This is a genomic window from Aeromonas sp. 602396, assembly GCF_049173735.1.
Lineage (GTDB): Bacteria > Pseudomonadota > Gammaproteobacteria > Enterobacterales > Aeromonadaceae > Aeromonas > Aeromonas veronii_A.
Genome location: NZ_JAAKSD010000002.1, coordinates 29,321 through 54,631 on the forward strand (window position 1 = coordinate 29,321; position 25,311 = coordinate 54,631).

Below are 25,311 nucleotides of genomic sequence, written 5' to 3' on the forward strand. Positions count from 1 at the left end.
ATGACTTAACTATCAGAAATTAATCGTTTTTTGAGCTTGATCAGCAAATGGAGCCGGAAGGCGGCTTGATAGCCATATCTCGCTTTGACAAGCAGGGAAGGGGAGTGGATTGGGGCGACCTGCTGGCCGCCCCTGGTGATTGCCATATCCGGCGCGCGAAGGGTTAGCCGTTATAGCCGTAGCAGCGCTTGAGCTCCTCGAAGTCGTAGTAGTGGCTGCCGCTTCGGTAGGGCTGGCAGCCCGTTTTAAAGGCGATCTCCTTTTCGTTGTAGAGTATCTTGACCAGCACCTGCCGCTGCCCGTTCTGGTAGATATCCCACTGAATATTGGCGGTATAGGGGGAGACCCAGCCGCCGCGCCACTCGTTGTTCTGCTGGCTGAACAGCTGATCCGGGCTGGCCCCCTGACGGCTCCCTTCCAGCTTCATCAGGGCGGCGAGGGGGATAATGGCTTCGGCGTGGGCAAAGCGCAGGGTGGCCCGTCGGCTCTGCTCGCCCTCTACCACCTGACGCTGCACCTCGCCAAACAGGCCGTCGAGCAGCGGCTGGGCAATGGCGTAGGGGGCATTCTGGTTGGCAAAGCTCGGCCCCTTCTCGTAGAAATCTTCCGCATCGGAGAGGTAGGAGAACCAGGCAGACTCCTCCGGGGTCAGGAACTGCTCCAGCGCCCAGGGTTCGCTGCCCTGTGCCTGCGCTTCGCGGATCATGCCGGGGCCGATGATAAAGAGGTTGTAGAGCATCAGGGCGGCATCCACCTCGTCGCGCACATAGGTCATGCCGCCATCTTCCGGGTTGATAGCGACAAACTCGACGCCGCCCGCCAGATAGTCGACAAACCCCTTGCTGTAGATACGCTCCAGCATGCTGCGGGCCATCTCTTTGGTCTTGCTCAGGTTTTTAAGCTGATCCAGCGCCCTGGCCAGCTCGGGGGCCGGGGCGATTGCGGCATCTTCGTCGCCGATAAAGCGCTGGTAGCTCTCATAGGCGGGCAGGTAGCGGGCGTAATCCCCCTCGGGCGTGGTCTTGTGGAAGTAGAGCTCGAACTTGTTGACCAGCTTTTTGTCGATCTTCGAGGGGTCATCCTGCGTGAGGTAGCACTGCGCCGAGTCGCTGACATAGTTCACGTCGCGCTTGAGGCTCTCCATAAAGTAGAAGGCGCTTTCGTTGGCCCTGTCCTTGCCCGAGGTGACCACCTTGATGCAGTGGGGCTCGCTGCTGTTGAGCAGGGTCGGCAGCCGCGCCGCCAGCCGGGTGGCGAGATTGGCGTGCTCCTCCTTGCCCAGCGCCGAGAGCAGGCCATAGCCCAGTTTCTGGTTGGCGGCCGTCACCAGATCGACCTTGCCTCCCAGCCCCTGCCCGAGAGTGGTGAGCGCCCCCTGACGCTGCGCCTCTTCCCAGACCAGCTTGGTCAGCACGTCATATTTCGGGCTGGAGAGGGAGCGCGAGCCGTGGCGCGCCACCATCTCGGTAAAGACCGGGCTGAACCCCTGGGGCGCTGGCTCGTAGCTCTCCGCCTGCTGCTGCGGGCTGTAGACCGCTTTGGTGCTGTATTGATAGGCGGTTTTGCCCTGGCTGTCGGCAGACGATTCGTTCTCTGACTGGCAGCCTCCAAGCAAGACCAGCGAGACGGCCAAAGCCACATAAGAAGAGCGCGGGAAAGTCATGATGTTCCTTATCTATCCATATGAAAAATAAGTGAAAAACTCTATGACTTGAAAATGACCACGGGATGTCAGCCAGATGACAGGCTGATGACTTCTGATAAAGCAGTAAGCAAGGGGAGGGATAGAGGATGGCTATAGGGAGGGCAATAGAGGCTCAACCAACCACTGCGCCGGTCACGGCTGAGTGGTCAGTGAGCGCGTTTGGGATGGGGGCTTATTGTCTTACCTCCTGCCCCGCCATCTTGATCCAAAGGGGGGAGGCCAATTGAAGATTGCCAATTAAGGGTTGCTCAATACCACGCCAATAAGGCATCGAACATGCGGGTATGGGTCACTTGCAGGTTTGCCGCCTTGGTAGAAATGGCTGCGCTATAGAGCTGGACGCCGGGTTCGTTATGACTCTGCACCAGATAGTTTTTATAACATTTTTTTCGGGACACCCACCTTTTTGACAGTGGCGTAGGGCTGTTCTTGACTTAAGAGGTCACCGTTGAGGGATGTGCCATGACCATTGCCCGTTCACGTCAAATCAGCTTGCAGGATACGCCTTACTACCATGTGGTCAGCCGCTGTGTGCGGCGAGCCTTTCTGTGTGGTGACGATGCCCATTCTGGCCAGAGTTATGAGCATCGGCGTCAGTGGGTGGTCGACAAGTTGGGGCAACTATCGCGGCTGTTTGCAATTGGCATTTGTGCTTATGCGGTGATGAGCAATCATTATCATCTGGTGCTCAAGGTGGAGCCCGATACCGCAGCCAACTGGAGTGAGCGGGAGGTGGCTGAGCGCTGGGCGGGGCTACTCCAGTGGCCGCATTTGGTCAGGCGCTGGTATCAGGGGGAGACGTTGATCGAGCCTGAACTGGCTGTCGTGCAGCAATTGCTGGCCCAATGGCGGGAGCGGCTTCACTCCATAAGTTGGTTTATTCGGCTACTCAATGAAAATCTGGCCCGTCAGGCCAATCAGGAAGATGGTTGCAAGGGCCATTTCTGGGAGGGGCGCTTCAAGAGTCAGGCTTTGCTCACCGAATCCGCCTTGTTGGCCTGTATGGCGTATGTTGACCTCAATCCGATACGAGCTGCGTTGACCGATCGGCCAGAGCAGAGTGAATACACCAGTATCAAACAGCGCCTTGACGCGCCTGCTACTACTGAGGTTTTGCCACCACTTTTGCTGCCGTTTGCCCGCCAGGGTAAGCCTGAAGAGCTGCCTTATGCCTTCAGCGACTACCTGATGCTGGTTGATTGGACTGGTCGTGCTATTCGGCCCGACAAGCGGGGTCATATTCCGGCCCAATTTGGACCCATTCTGGAACGATTGGGACTCGATGCTGTTCGCTGGTTGAAGCAGGTGACGCTGTTCAGGCGACAAGGGATCAGAGTGGTGGGGGACAGATATCAATGTCAGCAGTTTGCCCGCCACTGTGGCCAGCGACGATGCCATCAACCAAGGCTGTGATAGCTTTGCATCCACCCTGCTGATAGCTCCGGGTATTGCACATAGTCCAATAAATGGCTGTGCAGGGGCTGTTGCTTTCTAAACCTGACAATCTCTCCCACCAGCCTACTTTTGCAGGCATCAGCTCGGATACACACCCCTTATTGGGCCTGCAAGTAGCCTGATAGTGGCTTGCTCAAAAAGGTGGGTGTCCCAATTTGATTCGGCGACGCTCCCCTGTTACACCTCGCTGCAAGCCTTTATGTCGGTCAATGACGTGGCGGCCTGCATTCCGTCGGCCATCGCCACCCTCGGCGATTTTCGCATGCTGGAGCTGGCCGGGGCGCCGCAGCCGTTCGAGGTGGTGGTTGGCAGACATCGCAAAAGCCAGGGCAATCTCGCCATCGAGTGGCTGGCCGAGGTGATCAAGTCGGTCTGCGATCTTGCCATGCCCAAATAACGTCGCCGTTTGCACAGGGCTGCGTACGCCAGCCAGTTTGCTAACGGCAGGCTGGATCTGCGGGACAAATCCTGCGATGGTGCGGGCAGTTATCCGCTTGTCCCGTTATCGAGTGAAAAGGAGTTGAGATGCGCATTGCCATGATTGGTCTGGGGGATATCGCCCAAAAAGCCTATCTGCCGCTGCTGGCGAGTGACGAGCGGGTCACCCCGCTGCTCTGTACCCGCAATCCGGCGGTGCTGGAGAAGCTGGCCCGCCAGTATCGGGTCGCCGAGTGCTTTACCGATGTGGCGGCCATGCTGGCCAGTCGCCCCGACGCCGTGATGATCCACGCCGCTACCGCCGTTCACCGCGAGCTGGTCGAGCAGTGCCTGCGGGCAGGGATCCCTACCTTTGTCGATAAGCCCCTGTGCGACAATCTGGCCGAGGCCGAGGGACTGGCCAACCTCGCCATTGCGCAAGATTGCGCCCTCTTTACCGGCTTTAACCGCCGCTATCTGCCCGCCATGGATGCTGCCCGTGCCCAGCCGCTCACCGAGCTTAACTGGCAAAAACACCGCTTCGCTCTGCCGGGCAAGGCGCGGGATTTCCTGTTCGACGACTTTATCCATGTGCTCGACAGCCTCTGCTTCTATGGCGGCGTGCCGGGCGGCGACTTTCATGCGGTATTGCGACCTGATACGAAGGACAACAGCTTGCTGGCTGGGGTAAGCGTCAGCTGGCAGAGCGGCGATCGTGCCATCAGCGGCAGCATGAACCGCAGCGCCGGGATCACCGAGGAGCGCATCGATGCCTACGGCGACAACCTCTCCCTGCACCTTGAGAACTGCACTCGCGGCATCATCGCCCGCGATAAGCAGGCCGAGATGCTTAGCCCCAACGACTGGCAGCCGGTGCTGGCCCAGCGCGGCTTTGCCGCCATGCTGGCGCACTGGTATCAGCAGGTTGAAATCGGCAAGGCGGATAGCGAGCTGATCGCCTCCTACCTGCACGGTCACCGGCTGGCGGAGCAGCTGGTCGTGCTGGCTGACAAGCGGGGATAAGGCTGGCTGGAAGTGCGCGTGGCATGAATGCGCGGTGCGTGAGAAAGACGCATGAAAAACAACGGGGGCCGCAGTTGCGGCCCCCGTTGTTATGGGATGAGATGCATGGGATCAGATGCACTTTACCGGCTTGGGCAGGCCGCCAATCTTGGTCGCCTGCTTGGCGGGCCCTTCCGGGAACAGCTTGTAGAGGTAGCGGCTGTTGCCCTTCTCGGGGCCGTACTGCTTCTCCATCGCCTTGACCAGCGCGCGGATGGCGGGGGAGGTGTTGAACTCCAGATAGAAGGCGCGCACAAAGCGCACCACTTCCCAGTGCGGCTCCTCAAGCGTGATCCCCTCCTGCGCAGCCAGTACCAGCGCCAGCTCCTCGCTCCAGTCGTTGCTGTTGAGCAGGTAGCCCTTGGCATCGGTCTCGATGAGTTGGCCGTTGAATTCCAGCTGATGTTTTTCGGACGCAGACATGGGGGCTCCTCGCTAATGGGGCTATCAGGATTGGGCGGGCATGGTAGCGCCTTGATCCCCGGTGAGCAACCGGCTCTCGTTGGCCAGATGCAGCAGCTGATCCGCCAGCTCGCTGATCAGGTTGAGCTGCTGGGTCAGCATCAGCTGCTCCTCGCTGCTGTCCGTGCAAAGAATGGGGCACTGACCACCGATGGAGCTGGAGGGGTTGCCCGCCAGATGACCGGCGGCCTGCTCCAGGGTGTGGCAGATGTGGTGGCGCACCTCATCCAGCCCGCTGATGGCCTCCAGTTTGTCGCGATGGGCCCCCAGCGCCGAGATGTAGGAGAGCAGGGCGTGGTTGCGCCAGGTGAGGGTAAAGCAGAGATCGAGGAAGCGGCGGCGTTTTTGCGGCTCCACCAGCATGCTCTGCCAGGCTGTGGCCAGCTCGCTGTCCGCCAGATGGGCGCTTTTGCGCGCCACCCGATAGTCGATGGACTCGTCCCGCTGCTGCTTGAGGCTCGCCAGCACCGCCGAGAGGTAGCGGGCGTTGGCCGAGAGCGAGTTGGCGATCAGGGTCGGCAGCCGCTTGTACTGCCAGTCCGGCCAGAGCCAGGCCACCAGCCCGTAGGAGATCAGGCAGCCGAGCAGGGTATCGAGCAAGCGCGGCCCCAGAATGGCAAAGCCGATACCATCGAGCAGGTTGAACGCCATCAGCACGTAGAGGGTGATAAAGCAGACCGCGGCACTGTAGTTGTTGCGTACCTGAGTAAAGAAGAGGAAGGCGGCCAGCCCCATCACCACCAGCTGAATGTGCAGCTCGGGGAAGAGCCAGAGCACCGGAATGCCCACCAGTATGCCGGCGAAGGTGCCGAGCATCCGCTGCACCAGTCGGCGGCGGGTGGCGCTGTAGCTGGGCTGGCAGACAAACAGCACGGTCAGCAAAATCCAGTAGCCCTTTTCCAGATCAAAGGCTTGCAGTATGCCGTAGCCGATCACCAGCCCCAAGGATAGGCGCAGCGCATGGCGAAACACCATTGAGTGCAAGGTGAGGTGCTGCTTGAACTGGGTCAGCAGCGGCAGGCGGGGCGGCTTGGCCAGCGCGGGCAGCTCCTGCTCTGGCTGCTCGGGGTTTTGCAGCACTTCGGCGCTGCCGAGCAGCTGGTTGATGCTGGCCAGATTGCGGCGCAGGAACTTCATCGGCGTCAGCAAGGTTTTCGGGTAGTGCTGCTTGAGATTGGTGAACTCCAGCTGATCGCCGAGGGCCTCCAGCGTCCAGTGGATGCGCTTGTTATGGGCGTAGGGCTTGTGGACCAGAATGGCGTAACCGAGCCGCTGACATGCCTCGGAGAGTTGCAGGAATACCTCCTGAAACCCTTCCAGTACGATGCCCTGCTTGAGCTCCGCTTCCAGCCGGCTGTAGGGATAGTGGCTGGAGGTGGCGCGCTCGTGAATTTCCAGCGCCAGCAGATAGAGGCGCAGCAGGCTGGCCAGCTCGGGGCTTGCCGGATGGCGCCGGCTCAGGCGGGCATTGAGGGCCGATTTAGTGAGGGTCAGCGCGCTCACCAGATTGATGTTGAGCTGGGCCAGATTGTGGCGAATGGCCTGGGCGCCGTGCTCGTCCGCCGGGAAGAAGCGGGACTTTTCCAGCAGGTAGCGACCAAGGGCGAAGTAGCTCTGGGCCAGCTGCTCGTGCAGGGTCTTGTAGGGCAGCAGCCAGAGCCAGATAAACGAGACCAGTCCGTACCAGAGGGCGCCAGCGCCGAGGGCCAGCGGCTGGTAGAAGAGATCCGGCGCCTTGGCGGCACCCAGCATGGTGTAGATGGCGATGAGCAGTGAGCCGAAGCTGATGGTGGCGTAGCGGGCGCCGAGCGCCCCCACCATCACGAAGATAAAGGTGGAGCTGGCCAGCCCGATGGCAAACAGCCAGGGGGTGGGGTAGAGATACTGCACGCACAGGGACGCGAACATGAAGCAAATCAGCGTCATGGCGAGGTTTTTAAGGCGTCCCCACAGGCTGTCGTCGGTTTCGGCGATAGCGCCCGCCACTACCCCGAGGGAGAGCAGCACGGTGAGCTGGATATTGCCGGTGGCCAGGGTGAAGGCGAGCAGACCGAGAATGGCCAGCAGCACCTTGAGAGCGAAGTAGATGTGACTATCGGTCAGCAGTCGGCGTAACAAACCGGAGAATTCCATGGGCATGCTAGGCACCACCCTTGAGCGAAGCAAAATCGATGTGACTATCAATCAGCAGTCGGCGCAGCAGGCCAGAGAGATCCATCGGCATGAGACAGGTGAAACCCTTGATCGAAACGAGAGCGAGATAGTAACCCGCCAAGCGCGAAGTGGCCCTGATCCAAATCAGGGCCACTTCGCTTCATATCCTTGATTTACAACTTATCCTGACAAAAATCGGCGCCAATAAAAACCCCGCCGAAGCGGGGTTTCTGATTAGTTGCGGTTGCCGCCAAGCAGGCTCAGCAAGCTCAGGAAGATGTTGTAGATGGAGACATACAGGGTGACGGTGGCAGAGATGTAGTTGGTCTCGCCGCCGCGCACGATCTGCTGGGTAGTCAGCAGGATGGCACCGGAGGAGAAGAGCATGAACATGGCGGACAGGGCCAGGCTCAGGGCGCTCATCTGCAGGAAGATGTTGGCAATCATGGCCACCAGCAGTACCCAGAAACCGACGAACAGCATGCCGCCGATGAAAGAGAGGTCACGCTTGGTAGTCAGGGCATAGGCCGACAGACCGAAGAAGGTGAGCGCGGTGCCGCCAAGGGCGGTCATCACGATCTCGCCACCACCATTGTTCATGTACATGTTGATGATGGGGCCCAGGCTATAGCCCAGCAGACCGGTCAGGGCGAAGGTGAAAACCAGCCCCATGCCGTTGTTGCGATTCTTCTCGGTCAGGAACATCAGACCGTAGACACCGATCAGGAACACGGCCCAGTGCAGCGGCGGCATGTTCATCACGGTAGCGACCCCCGCCACCACGGCAGAGAAGCCCAGAGTGAGGGAGAGCAGCATATAGGTGTTACGCAGTACCTTGTTGGTATCGCGTACGGCACTTTGGGTGCCAGTGTAGATAGAACGGGTATCCATCTTGGGTGTCCTCTTGATGTCCGGGTGAGACGGCGAGCAGCCGCCTCGTGATCGCTGTTTGTTACTGCATGTTTACGCATTGTATGTAGAACAAATAGGGATGACGAGGAACAATTTCAAGCCACCTGCCATTTTGCTCCCGCACACTATCCCACAGGAAATATGTATTGCATATGAACAAGGGCTTAGCGTAGTATGCACGCCGTTCGGAGGGGTGGCAGAGCGGCTGAATGCACCGGTCTTGAAAACCGGCGATGGGCGACCATCCGTGGGTTCAAATCCCACCTCCTCCGCCATATTCAAAGAGAAAGCCCAAGCGGTCACCTGCTTGGGCTTTTTTGTATCTGCCGTATTTGGCATTTCAACTGATATGTCACATGGACGATAAAAATGGCTCGGGTTGTCCCTGAGCCATTTTCACCTTGAATGATGGCTTAGATCCGCCCCTGATAGCGCAGGGGGAAGCGGCCCTGACTGTCGGGCTGGCCGAGGAAGGGGAGCCCTTGCTGCATCTGCGGTGGCAGTTCCGGGCCCGGTTTCAGGGTGCCCTGGAACAGGTATTGGCCATTGGGTTGCAGCTCGAGGCGACCCATGGTCTGCACCGCATCGGAGCCCTGCTTGAGTTCGGCCACCAGTTTGGAGTCGAGGCAAGTGAGCTTCAGCTCGGGGTCGGCCAGATCCAGCTTGCCCGCCGGGGTATCGGCACTGGCATTGTACCAGTCGAGGTTGCCGTAGAGGTTGTCACACCAGGGGTTGCCCTGGGCAAATTGCTCCACTTTGAGCTGCAGCTGACCGCTGACGGTGAGCGGGATCGGCAGGCGCATCGGCACCCGGCTCAGCAACCAGGGGGCGGGGGCGTTGAGGGTCAGGTCCCGGCCGAAGGCGGCGCCATTCCAGCCGACAATGCCCTGACCGTTCAGCCCGTTGCGATCGCCAAAACGTATGGCCACTTCGGGGGCGAAGCGCAGCAGCGACCAGCCGTTGAGATCCCAGCGCAGCTGGTTCACCGATTCGCTGGCATATTGCAGTCGGGCAATCTGGCCACTCCAGAGGGTGCCGCTCACCCCTTCCAGTTTCAGCAGGTTGGCAATGTTGGCAGGCAGCGGCAGATGGCGAGCCACCAGCGCTGCAGGCAGGGTGGCCAGCAGAAAGACCAGATAGGCTGCCAGAAACAGACTGGCAATCAGGATGCGTTTTTTCATTGTGGACGACTCAACTGCAAACGTCTGACCTTGACCAGACCCGGGGCCAGATCCTCGCGGGCGATCTCGATGATTTGAACCTGAATGCCGTGCTGCTCCACCAGCGTGGAGAGCCAGAGCAGCAAGTCATCGAACTGGACCGTGTCGATCCACACTTGCAGCTCCTGCGCCTGGGGTTGCAGCCGGGCAATCTTGATCTTGTGGTTGAAGGCGGTGCGGTTGACCACCCCTTCCAGGGTGCCGCTGGTATCGATCTGGCGACCCGAGCCACCCTGCATGGTCAGCACCTCTTCCCCCTTCTCCTTGAGCCAGGCGAGGGTCTGCTGCTGGTTCTGCACCTGCCGCTCCCGCTCAGCGATGCGGTTGGTGATGGGCTGCCAGACGCTCCAGTAGAAGAGACCGACCAGCAGCAGAACGCCACCTGCGGCCACCAGCCGCTGTTCCCGTGCTGTGATGCCGTGCCACCAGCTCTGCAATTTTTCCATCATGATGATTTACCCTTGAGCACCAGTGCGCCCTCTACCTTGCCCTCGGTGCTGCGCACCTCGCCTTGCTGTACCTCGAATTGCTTGCCAGCCAGCTCGCGGAACCGCTCGATCTCGGCAAAGCCGGGAGCGGTCACCTGCAGCCGCAGCTCGCGGCGACTGGCATCAAAGCGCATCACCTGCGGCTTGAGGCCGGGTACTTCGGCAAAGGTGGGGGCCAGCTCGGTGAGCATCAGCAGTACGCCGTTTTGCGGGGCTTGTCCCATCTGTTGCAGATGCTGGTTGATCTGGCTGCGCACGTTCACGATGCGGCTCTCACCCGGGAAGATGCGGGTATAGACGGCACGGATCTCCGCTTTCAGCGCCTTGTCCTGCTCGGTGAGCTGATAGAGTTGCACGCCGCGCTGGCCGAGGGCCACCAGCAGTAACAGACCGGCGGTGATGGCTACCTTGCGCCACTGCAACCAGTAGCGGGCATATTCGGTCTGCGGCCGGTAGGGGCCGGTCAGCAGGTTGGCGCGGCAGGTGAGGGCCCCTTTGGCCAGCAGCAGCATGGGCAGTTCGGGCTCGGCCGGCTGCCAGTTGGCCGCCGCAATGGCGGGCACCGGGGTGTGGCTGTGGATGGTGACCGGCTCGGCTTCGGTTGCCAGCAAGATAGCCAGCAGCGGTTCGTCAGCCACTATCCCCTGACAAGGGCCCTGGCGTACCAGCCACTCGCTGCCGAGTTGCAGCGCAGACCAGCCATCCGCGGCCTGTGGCAGCGCCAGCACATCGGGCAGCAGTTGCAGGCTCTTGAGGCCAGCGGCATCGAGCCAGCCGAGCCACTCGGCCATCTTCTGCCGATCCACCGCCATCAGGTCGACCTGTTGCCCTTCGTGGGCCAGCACCACCAGATGGAGCTCGTCCACGTCGGAGGCGATCTGCTCCTCCAGCAGGTAGGGGAGGGCTGCCGCCGACTGGCGGTTGTAGCGACCCGGCAGGGTGACGCGCCGGAAGATCAGATCGCTGCCCGGCACTAGCGTGACCACGGGGCGGCCACCGGCCCGCTCCTGCAGCTCGCCCAGGGCATCGGCCGAGGGCAGGGTGCCGGAGGCGATGATCTCCTGCTCCTGACCGGACCAGACCAGCCAGGCTACGGGTTGTTGTTTATTGGTCCCCAGTCGGATGACCAGACTTTCGCTCACGCATCTCTCTCCTGCGATACCGGTTTGCAAATGGCGTTGTGCGCCCTGGCAACCGGTGCGCAGCCCGCAGGCTGCATCCAACATCTCTCGTACCCGCGGGCGAAGGCCCGCCGGTGCGCTGTTTATTCGGCGCCGCTACTGAGGCGGCGCAGCATCACCAGTTTATTGTCCTTGCCCCGCTGGAACAGGGTTTCGAGCCAGGCCCGGTTACCGCCGACCTCGGCCACGACTCGGGCTTCGAAGAAGTCGCTCTTGACCACCAGCGCATCTTTCAGTCCTTTCACCGAATCGACCGGAGCGAGCATGTCTGTCATCAGCTTGCTCTCTTTCCACCCCTTCTGTGGCCGCTCGTTCAGCACCCGCTTGGCGTCATCCAGCCCGATAGTACCCAGATAAAGGGCAACCAGCAGCTCGGGGCGCTGGGGGGCAAGGGTATTGATATTGATCTTCAACTTGTCGTTGGGCAGGGTGCAGACATAGGGAGCCAGTTTGGCATAGACCCTGGCCGTCACCCCGCGCAACGCCCTCAGCTCGTCCTTGCCCAGCATCCACTGGTTGGCGGTCAGATAGGGTGGTTTGAGCCCCTCGTAATAGGCGTCCTCTGCGCCAAGGCTGGATACCAGCACCGTATCCTTGTCAGTCCAGTCACGGATGGCATCGGTGAGCTGGGCCGCCTCGTAATCATCCATCGCCAGCTGCTTGAGCAGTTCGCGAAACACTTGCACCGGATAGGGCTGCTGCGCCAGCTCCTCGCCGCTCCCCGCCTTGGAGGCCACGCTCAGGCTGTTGAGGTTGAAGCAGGATTGCAGGTCGGTCACCTCGCCCTTGAGCTGGCCATCGTCCACCGGAAACACAGTGTTCTTGCGGGCCCAGTTCTGGCTGAGGTTGACCACCTCGGGGTTGTCCTTGAAATCCTGCGTTAGCACCTTGCTCACCAGCGCCTCCGCCGAGAGGGCATACCACCACGCCTGTTTGCCTGTGGTGATGTTGGCGGTGCGGCGCAGCTCAAGCTGCAGGCGGCCGCTCATATTGCTGGCGATGATCACCATCACCGAGAGGATCAGCAGCACCACCAGCAGCGCCATGCCGCGCTGGCGACCGGGGGCGGCGAGATTAGCCCGCATTGGCGCCCCCTCCGTTCTGGCTGTCACCATTACCGCCATTGGTATTGCCGTTGCCGCCGTTGTTCCCGTTGTTGTTGTTGTTGTTGCCACCTTGGTCGGGGTTACTGCTCTGGCTGTTCTCTTCGGCGCGCTGGCCACCGGCACCAATCAGGAACTGGCGACGAATGGTGCCGTAATCTTCCAGATCCAGCTCCACTGCCAGCCCGTGGGGCAGCACGCTGCGCTGGGTCCACTCCTCTTTCCAGTTGCCCTTGTCGAAGAAGTAGAGGCGAAACGCCGTGACCCCTGTCAGCACCGGCTGGATGCGCGGCTCGGTGCCGATCACCGGATCCGGATAGAGGTAGCTCAGGCGCTCCAGCTTCTGATCCTTGAGACGCCAGCCGACCCGCTGCAGATGGGAGCGGGGCAGCATGCCGTCCGGGTTGAGCCAGCCGCTGCGCATAAAGGCCATGCCCCAGTCATCGCTCTGCTGGCCGAAGCGGGAAGCCGCTAGCAGCACCTTGTTGTTCTCCCCCTCGATGCGACCGCTGCGCGGCACCATCTGGGTGACGTCTCGCTCCAGCAGGGTGAAGGCGAGCTGCAATTCGTTGAGGCGGGCCTCCTTGCGCTTGGCTACCTCGTCGCTGGTGAGCACCCCCTGCAGCACCTGATAGGCGCCCATGCTGAGAGTGGCGAAGATGGCGATCGCCACCAGCATTTCGAGCAGGGTAAAACCGGCGTGACGGACGGGGCGAGGCGTGCGGGCAACGTGCTGGGTCATCGGCTGATATAGGTCCGCATCATGGCGACCGGGTTCTCGGCCTTGGCCTCGGTGCGCACTTCCATATCGAGTGCCCGGAAGTTGTTGTCGGCGGTGGCGACACCGCGATAGCGCCAGTACCAAGTCTGCCCGGCCATCTGCTCATCCCCTTCCACCCAGCTGTCACCGGGCCACTTGTTCTCGAGCTTCTGTTGCACCAGCTGGTTCTCTACCACCCAGGTGGCGAGTGTCTTCTGCTCCAGATAGTTGAGGGCCGAGAGGTGTTCGCTGGCGGTTTTCATTACCGCCAGACCCGCTATGGCAAAGACTGCCAGCGCCACCATCACTTCGAGTAAGGTCATGCCACGCGCGTTCATCGTGTCACCTGTTGAGGGTGTGGTTGGCACAGAAGTAGCGCCACCATCACACCTTTCTCAAACAACGTCATGCCGCGAGTGTTCATTCGCTCACCTCTTCATCTTCATCGCCGGTGAGCAGGGTGAGGCGGCCGAACTCGTCTCCTTTGACGATGCGGGTGTAGCGGGCATCCTCATCCTGCTGGCTGAAGGTGAGCACGAACGGGCTCAGCTCGCCGCCCGGGAAAATAAGCAGTTGTGGCGTGCGCTCCTTCTCGTCGCGCTTCTGTTCGGTTTTCTCGTCGGAGTCCGGCTGCCAGCCAAAGCCTTCCAGCTCCAGCGCCAGCGTCATGTTCTCGGCCAGTTGCACCGGCCCCAGTTGCTTGTCGCCAGTCAGGGCCAGCCACTTGCGATCCTTGGCTTGGCGCTGCATAAACTGCCAGCCGTTATCTTCGATGCGAATGCCTACCAGCCGACCATCCATCACCGCATACTCCTGCGCCAGCTGCAGGGTTGCCATCAGGCGGCGCGCCTGCTTGTCGATCTCCCTGTCACCTTTTGCGCCACCCATGCTGAGGGTGACGGCTGTGGCCACCAGCCCCATCAGCATGGCGACCAGCAACACTTCCAGCAGAGTAAAGCCGGATTGGCGATGAAAGGAGAGAGATCGCTTCATGCAGTCTGCTCACAAGGAGTGCGGTGGCGACATATCACTTATTGGAAATCCTTCAGGTTCCAGTTGCCGATGTCGTCATCGGTACCGGCTTCACCATCCAGACCCATGGAGAAGATGTCGATCTTGCCGAACTGGCCCGGGCTCAGCAGCTGGTAAGGGTTGCCCCAGGGATCTTGCGGCAGGCGCTTGATGTAGCCGCCATCGCGGTAGCTGCGCGGCGCCGGATCGATGGAGGGCTTGGTCACCAGCGCGTCCAGACCCTGTTCGGTGGTCGGGTAGCGGTTGTTGTCCAGCTTGTACATGTCGAGGGCGTTTTCCAGCGCCACGATATCGGAGACCGCTTTCTGCTGGTCAGCCTTCTCCTTGTTGCCCATCAGGTTGGGCACCACCAGACTGGCCAGAATGCCGAGGATCACGATGACCACCATGACTTCCAGCAGGGTAAAACCGGATTGACGACGTTTGTTCATGAGTTGCTCCGTAACGAATGAGATGGGATAGCCCATCAGAGAGTGATCACTGGGTGGGTTCGACGGGCCGCCAGCGGGGCTATCGAACGCCGGAAACTTACATATTCACCATATTGTTGAGCTCGAGGATCGGCTGCAGGATCGACATCACGATAAACAGCACTACCCCGGCCATGGAGACCACCAGCATGGGTTCGAACACCCCGAGGGCGATGTTGACCTGGGATTCAAACTCCCGATCCTGGTTGTCCGCCGCCCGCTCCAGCATGCTGTCGAGCTCGCCGCTCTGCTCGCCGGAGGCGATCATGTGCAGCATCATGGGCGGGAAAATCTTGGTCTCAGTCAGCGACTTGCGCAGACTGGTCCCCTCGCGCACCCGTTCGGCGGCCTCGAGAATGCGCATTCTGGCAAAGTCGTTGGAGAGTACTTCGCCGGAGATCTTCATCCCCTCCAGCAGCGGCACCGCACTGGCGTTGAGGATGCTTAACGTGCGAGCGAAGCGGGCGGTGTTGAGACCGCGACTGACCCGGCCAATCACCGGCAGGCCGAGCAGCACCTGATGCCAGCGTCGGCGACGCTTTTCATCGGTGAGCCACCAGCGCCAGACAAAGCTGCCAAGGAAGATCAGCAGCAGGAACCAGAGGCCGTAGGCCTGCATCAGTTCGCTGGTGCCGATGAGAAAGCGGGTGGTGCCCGGCAACTGTTGACCCATGTGTTCAAACTGGGCCACCACCTTGGGTACCACGGCGGTAAGGAGGATCGAAATAACCCCGATAGCGACACAGGTGAGCACGATGGGGTAGATCATCGCCTGCAGCAGCTTGGTGCGCATATGCTGGCGCTGCTCGGTGTAGTCGGCGAGGCGGTTGAGCACCTTCTCCAGATGGCCCGATTTTTCACCGGCCGCCACCATGGAGCGGAACAGCTGATCGAACACATGGGGAAAAGCCCCCAGCGAGTCGGCCAGCGAATAGCCTTCCACCACTTTGCTGCGCACGGTCGCCACCAGAGAGCGCAAGTGCGCCTTTTCGCACTGCTCGGCCACTGCCTTGAGCGCCTCTTCGATGGTGAGACCGGCACCGACCAGGGTGGCCAGCTGGCGAGTGATCAGGGCCAGCTCTGCTGTGCTGGCACCGCGACGAAACAGGGCGAAGCGGGTCGCTTCCCGTTTCGCCTTCTCGGTGGTCTCGTTCACCTCGAGGGGAGTGAGCCCCTGTTCGCGCAGCAGCTGGCGCACTTGACGGGCCGAGTCGCCCTCAATTACGCCGCTCTTGCTGCGTCCCTTGTTGTCGAGGGCCTTGTATTCGAATGCCGCCATCTCAATCTTCCCGGGTCACGCGCAGCACCTCTTCGAGGCTGGTCTGCCCCTTGAGGACCTTGTCGATGCCGTCACGGCGGATGCTGGGGGTGTGGCCGCGGATCAGCCGCTCGATGGCGAGCTCGCCGCTGGCGCTGTGAATGGCTTCACGCACCGCTTCATCGATCACCACCAGCTCGTGGATGCCGGTCCGGCCACGGTAGCCGGTGTGGTTGCACAGCTCGCAGCCGACCGGACGCCACACCTGCTGATCGGGGGCCAGCTCGATGCCCATGGCGAGGCGCTCCTGCTCGGTGATGGGGCGCGGGGCACGGCAATCGGGGCAGAGGGTGCGCACCAGCCGCTGGGCCAGCACCGCCAAGAGCGACGAGGAGAGCAGGAAGGGTTCGATCCCCATGTCCCGCATCCGGGTGATAGCACCGATGGCGGTGTTGGTGTGCAGGGTCGACATCACCAGGTGACCGGTCAGCGACGCCTGCACCGCAATCTGGGCGGTTTCCAGATCTCGAATTTCCCCCACCATCACCACATCCGGATCCTGACGCAGGATGGCGCGCAGGCCGCGGGCGAAGGTCATGTCCACCTTGCTGTTGACCTGGGTCTGGCCCACCCCTTCGAGGTCATATTCGATGGGATCTTCCACGGTCAGAATGTTGCGATCCCGCGAGTTGATTTCAGACAGCGCCGCATAGAGGGTGGTGGATTTACCGGAGCCGGTCGGGCCGGTGACCAGAATAATGCCGTGGGGCTTGCGAATAAGCTCGCTGATGATGGTGCGGTTGGCCGCGGTCATCCCCAGTTGCTTGAGTTCGAGGCGCACGTTGTTCTTGTCGAGCAGACGCAGTACCACCCGCTCGCCGTAGCTGGACGGCATGGTGGATACCCGCACGTCGACGGCGCGGCCGCCGATACGCAACGAGATACGGCCATCCTGCGGTACCCGCTTCTCGGCGATATCCATCCGCGACATCACCTTGATCCGCGAGACCAGCAGTGATGCCAGCTTGCGATGGGGGCGCAGGATCTCCCGCAGCACCCCATCGATGCGAAAACGAATGACCAGTGCCCGCTCGAAGGTCTCGATATGGATATCGGAAGCCTCCTCCTTGATCGCTTCGCTCAGCATGGCGTTGATGAGACGAATGATGGGGGCGTCGTCATCGGCATCCAGCAGATCTTCGCTCTGGGGCAGCTCTTCGGCCAGGGCGAAGAAGTCCATCTCGTTGCCGAGATCTTCCATCAGCTGGCGCGCTTCGGAGGAGTCTCTCTGGTAGTGAGCCATCAGCAGCTCTTCGAAGGCCTCGTTGTCGAGCTGCTCCACTGCGAAGCTGCAACCCGCTACCCGCCGTACTTCCAGCAGGGCCTGCGGGGTGACGCCGGGGCGGCACTGCAGCACAGGAGCGCCGTCCCGCTCAATCAGGATCACCCCGAAGTTGCGGGCAAAGACAAAGGGGAGCTCGGGCAGTGGCGCAGGCCCGGCGCTTCCATCCAGATGGTAGGCACTCATCAGGGCTTACTCTGCACAAACGGGGTGGTGGTTTCGACAGTGCTTTGCTGTCTGCTCCGCATCTCGTTGATCTGCTTCTGGATCTCTTTTTGCAGCTCGGGCGACACCATCACATCCTGGCCATAGGCAGGCAATACCTGACGGGCGGGGGAGGTGAGATACCCCTCCTGCGAAGCGGCATTGAGCTGCTCGGCGCGGAACAGGGAGTACTTGTTGCTGGAGACACCGGTATAGACGTCCGCATCACGCAAGATGGTTGGCCGGATAAAGACCATCAGATTGCGCTTGGAGGTGGTGTTGGAGGTGGAGCGGAACAGATAGCCCAGCACAGGGATATCGCCCAGCAAGGGCACCTTGGAGACCTGCTCCTTGGTCTGTTCGTCCATCAAACCGCCCAGCACCACAGTTTCGCCGCTTTTGACCAGCACCGCGTTCTTGACGGTACGGGTATCGAAAGTGGGGCCAAGGTTGGCAGTACCGGTCGCCTGGGTCTGGGCGACGCTGGAGACCTCCTGCTCGATATTGAGCAGCACAGAATCCCCTTCGTTGATCTGCGGGGTCACCACCAGCTTGGTTCCCACCGTCTTGCGCTCGATGGTGTTGAACACCTGATCGCTGGTGGTGGAGCTTTGCGAACCGCTCTGGACCGGGACCTCCTGACCGACGTTGAAGGAGGCCTCCTTGTTGTCCATGGTGACGATACTCGGGGTGGAGAGAATATCGTTCTTGGTATTGGAGGCCAGCGCCGTGGCCAGCATGGCCCAGTCGCCGTGATAGAAACCGGCGGCCATGCCGTTGAACTCTTTCAGCAGACCGGCAGCGGTGTCGGTCTTGCCATTCTGGTAATCCTTGCCCGCCGCAATGGCGCTGCCGAGAGGCAGACCTGAGTTGGTGAACTGGGTGCCACCGCCGTTGGCATTGCCCCACTGGACGCCAAGGGTGAGGCCGTCGCCATCCTGCATCTCGACGATGATCGCCTCCACCAGCACTTGGGCGCGGCGGATATCGAGCTTGGCCACCACCTGCTCCAGTTCGGACATCACGTCCGGCTGGGCGGTGATGACCAGCGCATTGGTGGTCTCGTCAGCGGAGATGGCCAGCTTGCCACCGCCGATGCTGGCGCCACCTGTGGTTGCGCCGCCGCCCTTCTTGTCGGCCTCAATGCTGGAGCTGACCCCCTTGAGCACTTCGACCATATCTTTGGCCTTGCCATATTTGAGGTAGAAGACCCGGGTGTTGCCCTGGCTTTGCAGGTCGCGGTCGAGCTGGCGCACCATCTGGATGATGCGGGCGCGCGCTTTCGGCTCACCACTCACCACCACAGAGTTGGTGCGCTCGTCGGCCACCACCTTGGGGGAGAGCAGCAGGGAAGCGGTGCCCCCCTGGGGGTTGCCATCCTTGTTGAGGTTGGTCACCAGCCGCACCATTTCCCCCGCCGAGGCGAATTTGAGCTTGATGATGTCCACATCCTGATCGCCTGCGCGGTCGACCCGGTTCACCACCTCCACCAAGCGGTTGACCACGGCGGCGCGGCCGGTGATGAGCAGCACATTGGAGGGCTCGTAGTGCACCACGTTGCCACCGCCGGCGTTGTCGTTGAGCTGGCGCAGCAGCGGCGCCAGTTCACGGACCGAGACGTTGCGCACCGGAACGACCCGGGTCACCATCTCGTCGCCGGAGCCCGGGTTGCTGCCATCCACCACCGGAATGGCGGAGGTCTTGGCATCCCGCGAGCGCAGCACCTTGAGCACCCCGTTGTCCATCGGCACCACGGCAAAGCCGTAGACGTCGAGCACGCTCAGGAAGAACTGGTAGTACTGCTCCTCATTGAGCAGGTCGTAGCTGCGCACGTTGATCTTGCCGCGCACCGATGGCTCTATGATGATGGTTTTATTGAGGTTCTTGCCCACCGTATTGATGAATTCTTCAATGTCGGCGTTCTTGAAACTGGCAGAGTATTCGGTGGCCCATGCTGAGCCCGCCATCATCAGTGCCGCTGCGATAGTGGCCAGACGCCAGCTTTTCCCTTTAGTGGTCATTATTGGTACGACTCCAAATCATTATTCTGACAAGCGCACATAGATGTCGAACTGTTCGCCCTGTCGCTCGACGGTCACTGTCATTTCCGTTGCGCCAGCCATCTGCTGCATCGCCTGCATGGCTTGCATGTTGTCCCGTAAATCCAGCCCGTTGATGCTGATGGCCAGGTCATTGGCCTGCAGCCCGCTCTGGTTGAAAAACTCAGGATTGCTGCCCGGATTGAGGCGATAACCGGTCATGCGGCCATCCACCTGAACCGGTGAAATATTGAGGTAATCGGTGATCTTGCCCGGATCGGCCATCAGCTCGCTGCGCAGGGAGCCAAGGGGGGCGGCGTTGGTCTGCGGCAGCGGCTTGCCATACTCCTCGCCATCCAGCATCAGGGTCTCGTCGCGGCCATCCCGCTCGATGATCACCCGATCCGGATAGACCTGCCGGATCCGCGCCTGGGTGCCGTCAATCATGTCACCGACCCCGTAGGAGTTCTGGATGCCGGACATGGCGATGATGGCGATGGATTTGGCGGGATCCGAGCTGGCCAGCACCCCGTTGAGCTGGGCATTGAGCTGGGTACGCGGCGCATTGGCGGCCACGGCGGCTTTGGCTTGCGCCTTGGGGATCGCCTTGCCAAACAGCGCCAGTCGGCTTACCTCGCCCAGTTCAAGGCGCGGGTTGCTCTGGCCGCTGACCGCCATTGCGGAGGGTTGCCACGGTTGGCTGGTTTGCGGGTTTGCCAGGGTGAGCAGACGCCAGGTGAGGGCGGCGCTCTGCTGGGCCAGTATGATCAGCAGCGCCAGAAAGGCCACCTGGGTGACTCTGGTCATGGGAAGCCGCCGGCACTGGGCCAGCAGCATGGTCAAGATGTCATCCCTGAATCGTAGCGTCATATTAATCAACAAATTCCAGGCTCTGGGGCGGCTGCGTATTGTGTACGGCCGGTGGCTGTGACACAACGGGTCGGGGCGCGCCAAACCGTAAAAATGGATATTTCATCACACCGTAAACCTTTGAATGCTCACAAAAGTGGCACTCAGGTGAGGTGCATCCTGCTTGCCAGCGAACATCAGGGTACGGTGCGTACTCACCCTCGCCAATCCTGCAGCGCCTTGAGGGTCACGCTCTGTCCGGCGACCTGCAGCACTATGTATTGCTGGTCGATGGTGGCGAGCACGACTCCCGGGGCTATTTCGCTCCCTTCCCGGTATTCCCGGCCATTAAGCACCACGGCCCGCTTGGCGGGGTTGGAGGAGAATACATGAGAGCCATAGCTCAATTGCGGTACCTGCTGGCGCACCGACTGGGGCGCCGAGCCCAGCGCCATCAACTGGGCCGGTTGCACGTTGTTCTGGCCGGTGGCGTGTGGCGTCTCCTGCAATGGGGTTTCATTGAGGGCTTTCATCAGCTGCTCGGCCAGAGTCAGCGCGGGGGTATTCCCCTGACTGGTCCCTTCGTTTTTGGCTACTGCTCTGGGTTGGACCACCGGCTCCGGCAGGGGCGGGGGTAGCGGACGGGTCACCATCGCCTTGGGTTCGACCCGCACGAAGGGCGGGGTGATCACCTCTTTCACCTCCACCTTCTCCTCGATGGGGCGCAGGTGGATCAGATGCCAGCCATAGTTGGCGCTCGCCCCCAGCAGCAAGGCCAGGGGAGCCAGCAGCCAGCCGATGCGGCGTGGGCTGCGCTCCTCTTCCCGGGGCATGGGCAAGCCCATGGCCGGAATATGGGCGGAGAGTTGCGGTTGCTGCGCACGGCGCAGCGCCTTGAGCAGGGTAGACATCAGGAGGCCTCCTCCAGTCTGGGCATGGGTTCACCGGAGAGGGCGTTGAGACGCAGCAGGGTGTTGCTGCCCGCGATGCCATCAGGGGTGAGCCCCTGATCCCGCTGGAACTGCTGCAGCTTGTTCTTGAGCTCGCCATCGAAACGGCGCACCTTGCGCTCGGGTTGTTGCAGCGCACGGCTCAGGGCGTTGTCGAGCCACTGGATCTGGGTCTGACCGGCATTGCTGGCGATCAGGCTGACGCCCCCTTTCGGCATGCGCCAGAGCAGGGTGTAGCTGCCGCCCCAGTTGTCGCTGAGCCACTGGCGATCCACCTGCCAGCTCTGGTCACCGATCATCAGGCTGGCCTTGTTTGGCCCCAGATTGACCAGGGTCGCGTAGTAGAGGCCGCCAGTCTGGTCAGTGAGCGTGATCATGGCGGGATACTGCAGGGCGCGCAGCTCGTCGAGGCTTGCCTCTCCCTCCTGGCAGCGCAGACCGGCACGGGGTGCGTTGTCACAGGTTGCCTCGAACGGTTCCGGTTCATAACCCCAGACCCGATAGAGATTCTGCATGGCGCTGTCGGGGTCGATGGCCTGATTGATCGCCTCGGTCAGCTGCTCCTGCTGCTCGGCGGTCTCGTCGATGGTGACCGGCACCTCGACCTTGACCACAGGCCGTTCGGGGAATACGCCGAAAAATTGCCAACCCCACCAGCCTGCAGCTACCAGCAAGGCGCCAGCCAGTGTCACCATCAGACCGGAAAGCCAGCTCCCCTCATCACGGACGCCGCTCACCTCGAACGCTGCCTGGCTGATGTCGCCATGAACAATCTTGTAGCTGCCACGGGCGAAGGCGGCGAGCAGGGCGCGATCGCAGATGAGGTTGAGCAGGCGCGGAATGCCGCCGGAGAGCCGATGCAGCGTCTGGATCGCTCTGGGGGTAAAAATGGGCTGCACACAACCGGCTACTTGCAGCCGGAAGCGGACGTAGGCATCCACATCGGTGGCGGAGAGGGGCAGCAGGTGGTAGCGGGCGGTGATGCGCTGGGCCAGTTGGCGCAACAGGGGCTGGCGCAGCATCTGTTGCAGTTCGGGTTGGCCGATCAGCACGATTTGCAGCAGTTTTTTCTCGTCGGTTTCCAGGTTGGTGAGCAGACGCAACTGCTCCAACACCCCGGGCAACAGATGTTGGGCCTCGTCCACCAGTACCACGCTGCGCTTGCCTGCGGTCAGGTTGGCCAGCAGGTGGTCGCGGATCAGGTCGAACAGTTGCTTGATCCCGGCCTCGGCGGGGTAGGGGAGTTGAAACTCGTCGCAGATGGCTGCCAGCAGATCCCGTTCGGTCAGGGAGGGGTTGAGGATGTAGGCGATCTCGGTATCTGCTGGCAACTGCTGCAGCAGGCAACGGGAGACGGTGGTTTTGCCGGTGCCCACTTCGCCGGTCAGCAGCACAAAGCCGCCACCATCCTGCAATCCGTAGTTGAGGTGAGCAAGGGCTTCGCCGTGGCGCTCACTCATATAGAGGTACTTGGGATTGGGCGAGATGGAGAAAGGCGGTTCCGATAGGCCGAAGAACTGTGTGTACATGAGGGGATTCTTTTGTAGCCGGCGACAGATAAGAAATGTCTCCGGATGATAGCAAACCTCGAATTCATTGGAAGCCATCATTGGCAAAGGATGACAAATTGCAGCCTTTTCCTGTCATCTTGTGATCCAGATATCGCCCCGTTGCACCATGGTACTCAAAAATTGCAACCAATCTGAAAAATAAGTTTTTCATCAATGGCTTGTCGGTATGCGTTGTCACAGTAGTCCGGTGTTTTCGGATCAATAGTCATGGTCTGGCCACTATTTATGCCCGTTTTCTCCTCTCGTAAGGGTGAACCGAGAGAGGGGCTAGCGGCGAAACAGCGCCAAACCCCAATCAGAGTACAGGGCGCGGGCCACTCTCCCCGCGCACTCTGTTACTGTCGTTGTAGCAGCAGGCTACCGATGGAGTAGCCTGCGCCAAAGGAGCACAGTACGCAGCGGGCTCCCGCAGGAAGGTCGCGATTGTACAGATGAAACGCGATGATGGAACCCGCCGAGCTGGTATTACCATAGCTATCAAGAATGACCGGCGCCTCCTGCTGGCTGGCATCGTGGCCCAGCAGCTTGCGGCCGATGAACTGGTTCATGGTGAGGTTGGCCTGATGGAGCCAGAGCCGGTTCAGGCTCTCGGCGGGCCAGCCCTGCTCATCGAGCTGGTTGGCTATCTGCTCGCACACCAGCGGCAACACCTCCTTGAACACCTTGCGCCCCTGCTGGCGGAACAGCTTGTCGTCGCCGTAGCGGGTGCGCGGGCTCAGCCGGTTCAGAAAGCCGAAGTTGTTGCGGATGTTGTTGGAGTATTGGGTCACCAGCTTGCTGGCTACCAGTTGCCACGGATTGGCCACCTTGCAATCGGCCTCCCGCTCCAGCAGCACCGCGGTGCAGGCATCGCCGAAGATAAAGTGACTGTCTCTGTCCCGGAAATTGAGGTGTCCCGAGCAGATCTCCGGATTGACCACCAACGCCACGTTGGCAGTGCCTGCCGCCAGCATGTCGGCGGCTGTCTTGATGCCGAAGGTGGCGGACGAGCAGGCCACGTTCATATCAAAGGCCATGCCGCTCGCCCCCAGATAGTGCTGCAGCTCGATGGCCAGCGCCGGGTAGGGGCGCGGCATGTTGGAGGCGGCGACGATGACCAGATCGATCTCGCCGGGCTCGCGGCCGGCGGCGATCAGTGCCTGCTCGGCGGCGGCCACCGCCATCTCCACCATGATGGAGGGCATCTCATCGGGCCGTTCCGCCAGCAGCGGCTGCATGATGTCGGGGTTGAGCACTCCCTCTCGGCTTACCAGATAACGGCTCTTGATGCCGGACGCCTTCTCGATGAACTCGCAGCTGGAGTGCTGCTTGGCGGGGAGCTGGCCGGCGTCGATGGCGGAGGCGTTCTCCTCGTTGTAGAGATCCACATACTGGTTGAAGGCGGCCACCAGCTCTTCATTGCTGACGGCAAAGGGTGGGGTATAGAGGCCTGAGCCACTGATCACGATAGAGGTCATCTTTGCTCCTCGCCGGGTGCGTTCCCGGCTTGTCGGTTTATAGGGTAGAGAGGGTTACAGCTGGTCGATCGCTGCAGCGAGACCCGCCAGGGTCAGCGGATGCATCCGTCCGCCAACCACGTCATTCATCAGTTTGATGGAGGGATGCCAGAGCCACTCCCGCCGCGGGGTGGGATTGATCCACACCAGTTTGGGGAAGTGCTGCTGCAAGCGGGTAAGCCATACCTGACCCGACTCCTCGTTCCACTGCTCGACGCTGCCGCCGGGCCAGGTGATCTCGTAGGGGCCCATGGTGGCATCCCCCACCAGGATCACCCGGTAGTCGCTGCCATAGGTGCGCAGCAGGCGCAGGGTATCGAAGCGCTCCTCAAAGCGGCGCTCGTTATCCTTCCAGACGAAGTCGTAGAGGCAGTTGTGAAAATAGAAGTACTCCAGATGCTTGAACTCGTGGCGCAGAGCCGAGAAGAGGCGCTGTACCTCGGCCACATGGGCATCCATGGAGCCTCCGACATCGAAGAAAACCAACAGCTTCACCCCGTTGTGGCGTTCGGGCCGCAGCTTCACATCGAGCCAGCCCTGGCGGGCCGAACTTTTTATGGTGTCGTCGAGATCCAGCTCATCGGGATTGCCTTTGCGTACCCAGCGTCTGAGCTTGCGCAGCGCGAGCTGGATGGCGCGCTGGCCAAGCGGTGAGTCGTCGCTGAAGTTGCGATAATGACGGGCCTCCCACACCTTGGCCGCCTTGCCATGCTGCCCCTCTCCACCCATGCGCACCCCCTCGGGGTGAAAACCGCCATGGCCAAACGGGCTGCTGCCGCCAGTCCCTACCCACTTGTTGCCACCGGCGTGGCGCTCTTTCTGCTCGCGTAACCGTTGGTTGAGGGTCTCCAGCAGCTTGTCGAGTCCGCCGAGGGATTTGAGCAACGCCTGCTCCTCTGGGCTCAGCAGCCGTTCGAACTCCTTGCGCAGCCACTCCTCGGGCAGGCTTTCCGGCAGCAGGGGGATGGCGTCCAGCCCCTCGTAGTATTCGGCGAAGGCGCGATCGAAGCGATCGTAGTGGGCCTCGTCTTTTACCAGCAGGCAGCGGGAGAGTTGGTAGAACTCGTCCATATCGGCAGCGACCAGCCGGGCTGCCAGCGCGGCGTGCAAGTCCAGCAGCTCACGCAGGCTGCAGGGGAGCTTGTGGCGGCGCAGGTGGGTAAAAAAGTCGATCAGCATGG

Annotated in this window: 22 protein-coding genes, 1 tRNA gene and 1 pseudogene; 4 read left to right on the top strand and 20 right to left on the bottom strand. The window is 61.2% G+C overall.

What is annotated here, in order from left to right:
- Positions 1 to 163: 163 nt before the first annotated feature.
- The gene (locus tag G5229_RS03840) at positions 164 to 1,663 is read right to left on the bottom strand and encodes a histidine-type phosphatase (protein ID WP_421208558.1); all 1,500 of its coding nucleotides are present in this window, start codon (positions 1,661 to 1,663) and stop codon (positions 164 to 166) included.
- A 504-nt stretch (positions 1,664 to 2,167) separates the two neighbouring features.
- Here G5229_RS03840 and G5229_RS03845 point away from each other — a divergent pair.
- The 3 genes from G5229_RS03845 (at position 2,168) to G5229_RS03855 (ending at position 4,600) form a co-directional block, all read left to right on the top strand.
- Positions 2,168 to 3,118, top strand: coding sequence for a transposase (locus tag G5229_RS03845; RefSeq protein ID WP_421208560.1), 951 nt, complete (start codon positions 2,168 to 2,170; stop codon positions 3,116 to 3,118).
- Between the two features lie 187 nt (positions 3,119 to 3,305).
- Positions 3,306 to 3,557, top strand: a complete 252-nt coding sequence (locus G5229_RS03850) for a hypothetical protein (protein ID WP_421208561.1) — start codon at positions 3,306 to 3,308, stop codon at positions 3,555 to 3,557.
- 128 nt (positions 3,558 to 3,685) lie between these two features.
- Entirely contained in the window at positions 3,686 to 4,600 is a 915-nt protein-coding gene (locus G5229_RS03855) for a Gfo/Idh/MocA family protein (protein ID WP_421208563.1), read from the top strand.
- A gap of 111 nt (positions 4,601 to 4,711) precedes the next feature.
- Here the strand turns inward: G5229_RS03855 and G5229_RS03860 are convergent, their stop codons facing one another.
- The 3 genes from G5229_RS03860 to G5229_RS03870 all read right to left on the bottom strand — a co-directional run bounded on the left by G5229_RS03860 (position 4,712) and on the right by G5229_RS03870 (position 8,146).
- Positions 4,712 to 5,062: a TusE/DsrC/DsvC family sulfur relay protein gene (locus G5229_RS03860; protein ID WP_019446869.1), complete on the bottom strand. Its 351-nt coding sequence runs from the start codon at positions 5,060 to 5,062 to the stop codon at positions 4,712 to 4,714.
- A 24-nt stretch (positions 5,063 to 5,086) separates the two neighbouring features.
- Positions 5,087 to 7,240, bottom strand: a complete 2,154-nt coding sequence (gene yccS, locus G5229_RS03865; protein WP_421208565.1) for a YccS family putative transporter — start codon at positions 7,238 to 7,240, stop codon at positions 5,087 to 5,089.
- 249 nt (positions 7,241 to 7,489) lie between these two features.
- Positions 7,490 to 8,146: a Bax inhibitor-1/YccA family protein gene (locus G5229_RS03870; protein ID WP_005338308.1), complete on the bottom strand. Its 657-nt coding sequence runs from the start codon at positions 8,144 to 8,146 to the stop codon at positions 7,490 to 7,492.
- Between the two features lie 208 nt (positions 8,147 to 8,354).
- Between G5229_RS03870 and G5229_RS03875 the strand changes: the two genes are divergently transcribed.
- Positions 8,355 to 8,442: transfer RNA gene (locus G5229_RS03875), tRNA-Ser, on the top strand.
- Positions 8,443 to 8,580: 138 nt separating this feature from the next.
- Here G5229_RS03875 and exeN read toward each other — a convergent pair.
- The 16 genes and pseudogenes from exeN to G5229_RS03955 form a co-directional block, all read right to left on the bottom strand.
- Complete coding sequence (gene exeN, locus G5229_RS03880; protein ID WP_421208567.1) at positions 8,581 to 9,348, bottom strand: GspN family type II secretion system protein ExeN; 768 nt, start codon at positions 9,346 to 9,348, stop codon at positions 8,581 to 8,583.
- Positions 9,345 to 9,836, bottom strand: coding sequence for a GspM family type II secretion system protein ExeM (exeM, locus tag G5229_RS03885; RefSeq protein WP_335830924.1), 492 nt, complete (start codon positions 9,834 to 9,836; stop codon positions 9,345 to 9,347). Before exeM ends, exeN begins: the two co-directional genes overlap by 4 nt.
- Entirely contained in the window at positions 9,833 to 11,017 is a 1,185-nt protein-coding gene (gene exeL / locus G5229_RS03890) for a GspL family type II secretion system protein ExeL (protein ID WP_335830923.1), read from the bottom strand. The genes exeM and exeL overlap by 4 nt, the downstream gene beginning before the upstream one ends.
- Positions 11,018 to 11,139: 122 nt before the next feature.
- On the bottom strand, positions 11,140 to 12,141 hold the full coding sequence (exeK, locus tag G5229_RS03895) for a GspK family T2SS minor pseudopilin variant ExeK (RefSeq protein ID WP_421208570.1): 1,002 nt from the start codon (positions 12,139 to 12,141) through the stop codon (positions 11,140 to 11,142).
- Positions 12,142 to 12,253: 112 nt separating this feature from the next.
- A pseudogene (gspJ, locus tag G5229_RS03900) lies at positions 12,254 to 12,901 on the bottom strand (type II secretion system minor pseudopilin GspJ); the annotation flags it as partial.
- Positions 12,898 to 13,257: a GspI family T2SS minor pseudopilin variant ExeI gene (exeI, locus tag G5229_RS03905; protein ID WP_058057786.1), complete on the bottom strand. Its 360-nt coding sequence runs from the start codon at positions 13,255 to 13,257 to the stop codon at positions 12,898 to 12,900. The pseudogene gspJ and the gene exeI, both read right to left, overlap by 4 nt.
- 82 nt (positions 13,258 to 13,339) lie before the next feature.
- The gene (exeH, locus tag G5229_RS03910) at positions 13,340 to 13,912 is read right to left on the bottom strand and encodes a GspH family T2SS minor pseudopilin variant ExeH (protein ID WP_421208572.1); all 573 of its coding nucleotides are present in this window, start codon (positions 13,910 to 13,912) and stop codon (positions 13,340 to 13,342) included.
- 38 nt (positions 13,913 to 13,950) lie between these two features.
- Positions 13,951 to 14,382 (bottom strand): GspG family T2SS major pseudopilin variant ExeG, encoded by a 432-nt coding sequence (gene exeG / locus G5229_RS03915; RefSeq protein ID WP_005338297.1) that lies wholly within the window; start codon positions 14,380 to 14,382, stop codon positions 13,951 to 13,953.
- Positions 14,383 to 14,479: 97 nt separating this feature from the next.
- Positions 14,480 to 15,700: a GspF family T2SS innner membrane protein variant ExeF gene (gene exeF, locus G5229_RS03920; RefSeq protein WP_265783743.1), complete on the bottom strand. Its 1,221-nt coding sequence runs from the start codon at positions 15,698 to 15,700 to the stop codon at positions 14,480 to 14,482.
- A gap of 1 nt (position 15,701) precedes the next feature.
- Positions 15,702 to 17,207 (bottom strand): GspE family T2SS ATPase variant ExeE, encoded by a 1,506-nt coding sequence (gene exeE / locus G5229_RS03925; RefSeq protein ID WP_265783742.1) that lies wholly within the window; start codon positions 17,205 to 17,207, stop codon positions 15,702 to 15,704.
- A complete protein-coding gene (exeD, locus tag G5229_RS03930) occupies positions 17,207 to 19,246 on the bottom strand; it encodes a GspD family T2SS secretin variant ExeD (protein WP_159143319.1) in 2,040 nt (679 codons plus the stop codon). The genes exeE and exeD overlap by 1 nt, the downstream gene beginning before the upstream one ends.
- 21 nt (positions 19,247 to 19,267) lie before the next feature.
- The gene (gene exeC, locus G5229_RS03935; protein ID WP_322875131.1) at positions 19,268 to 20,101 is read right to left on the bottom strand and encodes a GspC family type II secretion system variant ExeC; all 834 of its coding nucleotides are present in this window, start codon (positions 20,099 to 20,101) and stop codon (positions 19,268 to 19,270) included.
- Between the two features lie 227 nt (positions 20,102 to 20,328).
- Complete coding sequence (exeB, locus tag G5229_RS03940; RefSeq protein WP_236301751.1) at positions 20,329 to 21,024, bottom strand: GspB family T2SS assembly factor variant ExeB; 696 nt, start codon at positions 21,022 to 21,024, stop codon at positions 20,329 to 20,331.
- Positions 21,024 to 22,592, bottom strand: coding sequence for an ExeA family protein (locus tag G5229_RS03945; RefSeq protein ID WP_421208576.1), 1,569 nt, complete (start codon positions 22,590 to 22,592; stop codon positions 21,024 to 21,026). The genes exeB and G5229_RS03945 overlap by 1 nt, the downstream gene beginning before the upstream one ends.
- A gap of 377 nt (positions 22,593 to 22,969) precedes the next feature.
- Positions 22,970 to 24,091 carry a beta-ketoacyl-ACP synthase III gene (locus tag G5229_RS03950; protein ID WP_421208578.1) on the bottom strand — a complete coding sequence of 374 codons (1,122 nt, stop codon included), beginning with the start codon at positions 24,089 to 24,091 and terminating at the stop codon, positions 22,970 to 22,972.
- A gap of 54 nt (positions 24,092 to 24,145) precedes the next feature.
- Positions 24,146 to 25,309, bottom strand: a complete 1,164-nt coding sequence (locus G5229_RS03955) for a vWA domain-containing protein (RefSeq protein ID WP_421208580.1) — start codon at positions 25,307 to 25,309, stop codon at positions 24,146 to 24,148.
- Positions 25,310 to 25,311 lie beyond the last annotated feature (2 nt).

Coding starts and splice junctions, on each gene's coding strand:
- exeF (WP_265783743.1), bottom strand. CDS start 15,700: ATGGCGGCATTCGAATACAAGGCCCTCGACAACAAGGGACGCAGCAAG.
- exeM (WP_335830924.1), bottom strand. CDS start 9,836: ATGATGGAAAAATTGCAGAGCTGGTGGCACGGCATCACAGCACGGGAA.
- exeD (WP_159143319.1), bottom strand. CDS start 19,246: ATGACCACTAAAGGGAAAAGCTGGCGTCTGGCCACTATCGCAGCGGCA.
- exeB (WP_236301751.1), bottom strand. CDS start 21,024: ATGTCTACCCTGCTCAAGGCGCTGCGCCGTGCGCAGCAACCGCAACTC.
- exeH (WP_421208572.1), bottom strand. CDS start 13,912: ATGAAGCGATCTCTCTCCTTTCATCGCCAATCCGGCTTTACTCTGCTG.
- G5229_RS03950 (WP_421208578.1), bottom strand. CDS start 24,091: ATGACCTCTATCGTGATCAGTGGCTCAGGCCTCTATACCCCACCCTTT.
- G5229_RS03840 (WP_421208558.1), bottom strand. CDS start 1,663: ATGACTTTCCCGCGCTCTTCTTATGTGGCTTTGGCCGTCTCGCTGGTC.
- G5229_RS03945 (WP_421208576.1), bottom strand. CDS start 22,592: ATGTACACACAGTTCTTCGGCCTATCGGAACCGCCTTTCTCCATCTCG.
- exeE (WP_265783742.1), bottom strand. CDS start 17,207: ATGAGTGCCTACCATCTGGATGGAAGCGCCGGGCCTGCGCCACTGCCC.
- exeI (WP_058057786.1), bottom strand. CDS start 13,257: ATGAACGCGCGTGGCATGACCTTACTCGAAGTGATGGTGGCGCTGGCA.
- G5229_RS03860 (WP_019446869.1), bottom strand. CDS start 5,062: ATGTCTGCGTCCGAAAAACATCAGCTGGAATTCAACGGCCAACTCATC.
- exeK (WP_421208570.1), bottom strand. CDS start 12,141: ATGCGGGCTAATCTCGCCGCCCCCGGTCGCCAGCGCGGCATGGCGCTG.
- exeG (WP_005338297.1), bottom strand. CDS start 14,382: ATGAACAAACGTCGTCAATCCGGTTTTACCCTGCTGGAAGTCATGGTG.
- exeN (WP_421208567.1), bottom strand. CDS start 9,348: ATGAAAAAACGCATCCTGATTGCCAGTCTGTTTCTGGCAGCCTATCTG.
- exeC (WP_322875131.1), bottom strand. CDS start 20,101: ATGCTGCTGGCCCAGTGCCGGCGGCTTCCCATGACCAGAGTCACCCAG.
- G5229_RS03855 (WP_421208563.1), top strand. CDS start 3,686: ATGCGCATTGCCATGATTGGTCTGGGGGATATCGCCCAAAAAGCCTAT.
- G5229_RS03955 (WP_421208580.1), bottom strand. CDS start 25,309: ATGCTGATCGACTTTTTTACCCACCTGCGCCGCCACAAGCTCCCCTGC.
- G5229_RS03845 (WP_421208560.1), top strand. CDS start 2,168: ATGACCATTGCCCGTTCACGTCAAATCAGCTTGCAGGATACGCCTTAC.
- yccS (WP_421208565.1), bottom strand. CDS start 7,240: ATGCCCATGGAATTCTCCGGTTTGTTACGCCGACTGCTGACCGATAGT.
- G5229_RS03870 (WP_005338308.1), bottom strand. CDS start 8,146: ATGGATACCCGTTCTATCTACACTGGCACCCAAAGTGCCGTACGCGAT.